The sequence below is a fragment of the uncultured Blautia sp. genome, assembly GCF_902497045.1.
Classification (GTDB): Bacteria; Bacillota; Clostridia; order Lachnospirales; family Lachnospiraceae; genus Blautia_A.
Genome location: NZ_CABVDF010000312.1, coordinates 1 through 2457, shown reverse-complemented (window position 1 = coordinate 2457; position 2457 = coordinate 1). Strand labels below are relative to the sequence as shown.

The following is a 2457-nucleotide window of genomic DNA, read 5'->3' as shown; positions in this document are numbered from 1 at the left end:
TTTTTAGAATTCAACTCTGTTAAAATTTTATCGAATTCTGTCTCTTTTGATTGTGGTCCACATCCTGTTTTTTATGATATTGAAACCACCGGACTATCACGACATTCTACTTTTTTGTATTTGATTGGCGCACTAACACAGGAAAATCATTCATGGTTCCTCTATCAATGGATGGCAGAAAGCCATGAAGAAGAAAAAGAACTTCTTAATATTTTTTCCGATTTTTTAAAAAACGCGTCTTCCACCATACAATATAACGGGACTTCATTTGATCAGCCATATTTAGAGGAACGCTATAAAATACATAACCTTCCTTCTCCATTTGTCAGCCTCCCCTCTCTTGATCTGTATCAGAAGCTAAAATCCTGTAAAGACCTGCTGAAGCTGAAAAAAATGAAGCAGCCGGATTTGGAGTATTTTCTGGGACTTCCTGCAAGAAAACACTGCAGCGGAGGAGAATGTGTTTGGCTTTATAAATCTTACGAAAAAAACCGTGACTCTGTGCTCAGAGATATCATTATGGGACATAATGAAGAAGATATGCTTGGATTGGAGAAGATTTTTTCCATGATGGCCTATCCGGCTTTAATGACCAGAGGTTATGAACCCCTTAATGCCTTTCTGGAAAATGACAGACTGATCATAAAGTTTAAGCTTCCCGTTCCTGTCCCTGTGCCTGTATCCAAGAAAGGGGATGGATTTTATTTTACCTGTAAAGAAAAAGAGGGGGCGCTGGAAGCAGAAGCAGCAAACAATAAAGTAAAACAATATTACAGCAATTATAAAGATTATGATTATATTCCCCAGGAAGATACTGCCATGCCAAAAATATTAAGTCGTTATATGGACAAAAGTCTGAGAAAAAACGCACGTCCGGAAACCTGTTATACATGGTTTTTATGTGACGAAAGCTTTCTGGATGACAAAGATAAACAGAAACAGTATTTAAACCACACACTGCCCTGTCTGTTAAGTCAGAAATGACACGAGAACCTTTCAGATTGTTCTGATATGTATAAACCGGCTGCGCAAAATCTGCGCAGCCGGTTTAATTATACTGTTTTCATTTAAAAATCAAATTATTCAGCGTCTTCTGTCTCTTCTGCAGCCGGAGCCTCAAGTGCTTTCATGCTAAGGCTGATCTTTTTGTCTTCGCCATTGAAGTCAACAACTTTAGCCTGAATCTCCTGACCAATAGTAAGAACATCTGACGGTTTTGCAACATGTTCTCTGGAAATCTGAGATACATGAAGAAGAGCATCGATTCCTGGTGCAAGCTCAACAAAAGCACCGAAATCTGTCATACGTGCAACTTTACCCTCTACAACATTGCCTACTGCAAATTTCTCAGCAGCAGTCAGCCACGGATTTTCTTCCGGGAATTTAAGGGAAAGTGCAATCTTATCTCCGTTAATCTCTTTAATAAGGACTTTAACTTCTTCGCCTACTGTGAATACTTTCTTCGGATTTTCTACTCTGCCCCAGGACATTTCGGAAATATGAAGAAGACCGTCTGCGCCGCCAAGATCGATAAATGCACCAAAGTCTGTTACATTCTTAACAACACCTGTTACAACGTCTCCAGCCTGGATTCTCTCCATAAGCTCTTTCTGTTTCTCAGCTTTTTCTGCAAGAAGAAGCTGCTTGCGATTACCGATGATGCGACGTCTTCTTGGGTTAAACTCAGTAATAACGAATTCAATTTCCTGATCTGCATACTTGGAAAGATCTCTTTCATAAGTATCAGATACAAGGCTTGCAGGAATAAACACTCTTGCTTCCTCAACATTTACACAAAGACCGCCGTCCAGTACCTGTGTTACAGGTGCTTTCAGAACTTCCTGAGATTCGAATGCAGCTTCCAGACGTTTGTTGCCTTTTTCTGCAGCAAGTCTCTTATAAGTAAGGATAACCTGACCCTCACCGTCGTTCACCTTGAGAACTTTGGCTTCCATTGTGTCACCTACATGTACTGCGTCAGCAAGTACAAGAGAGCTGTCATTAGAATACTCGCTCTTGGTGATGATACCGTCTGCTTTATAGCCGATATTCAGGATGATCTCATCTTCTTTTACATCGATGACGGTACCCTGCACGATTTCTCCATTTCTGATAGTTTTTACGGAATCTTCCAGCATCTGTTCAAAACTTAACTCTGACATGTTCTTGAACCTCCTCAATAATTTTCTTTGGGGTGGACGCCCCTGCTGTAATACCTACATAACTACTGCGATGGAACATTTCAGAATCCAAGTCTACAGGTGTTTGTATATAGTAAGTATTTCCACATTCCTCTTTACATATTTCAAACAGCTTTTGAGTATTGGAACTATGTCTGCCGCCAATGACAAGCATAGTGTCTACCTCTCCGGCTATGGATTTTGCTTCTTTCTGCCGTTCTTCGGTAGCATTACAAATAGTGTTTAAAATATTGTCAATATTTAAAACATTATTATC

At 39.8% G+C, this 2457-nt stretch carries 2 protein-coding genes and 1 pseudogene; 1 reads left to right on the top strand and 2 read right to left on the bottom strand.

The window, feature by feature from the left end:
- On the top strand, positions 1 to 984 hold a 984-nt coding region (locus RDS42_RS14150; RefSeq protein ID WP_308784224.1), incomplete at its 5' end, for a ribonuclease H-like domain-containing protein.
- Between the two features lie 95 nt (positions 985 to 1079).
- Here RDS42_RS14150 and rpsA read toward each other — a convergent pair.
- Both rpsA and RDS42_RS14140 read right to left on the bottom strand, forming a co-directional pair.
- The gene (gene rpsA, locus RDS42_RS14145) at positions 1080 to 2162 is read right to left on the bottom strand and encodes a 30S ribosomal protein S1 (protein WP_308784223.1); all 1083 of its coding nucleotides are present in this window, start codon (positions 2160 to 2162) and stop codon (positions 1080 to 1082) included.
- Positions 2143 to 2457 (bottom strand): annotated as a pseudogene (locus tag RDS42_RS14140) (4-hydroxy-3-methylbut-2-enyl diphosphate reductase); the annotation flags it as partial. The pseudogene RDS42_RS14140 and the gene rpsA, both read right to left, overlap by 20 nt.

Bases quoted from the DNA above. Each gene is read 5' to 3' on its own strand.
- rpsA (WP_308784223.1), bottom strand. From the start codon at position 2,162: ATGTCAGAGTTAAGTTTTGAACAGATGCTGGAAGATTCCGTAAAAACT.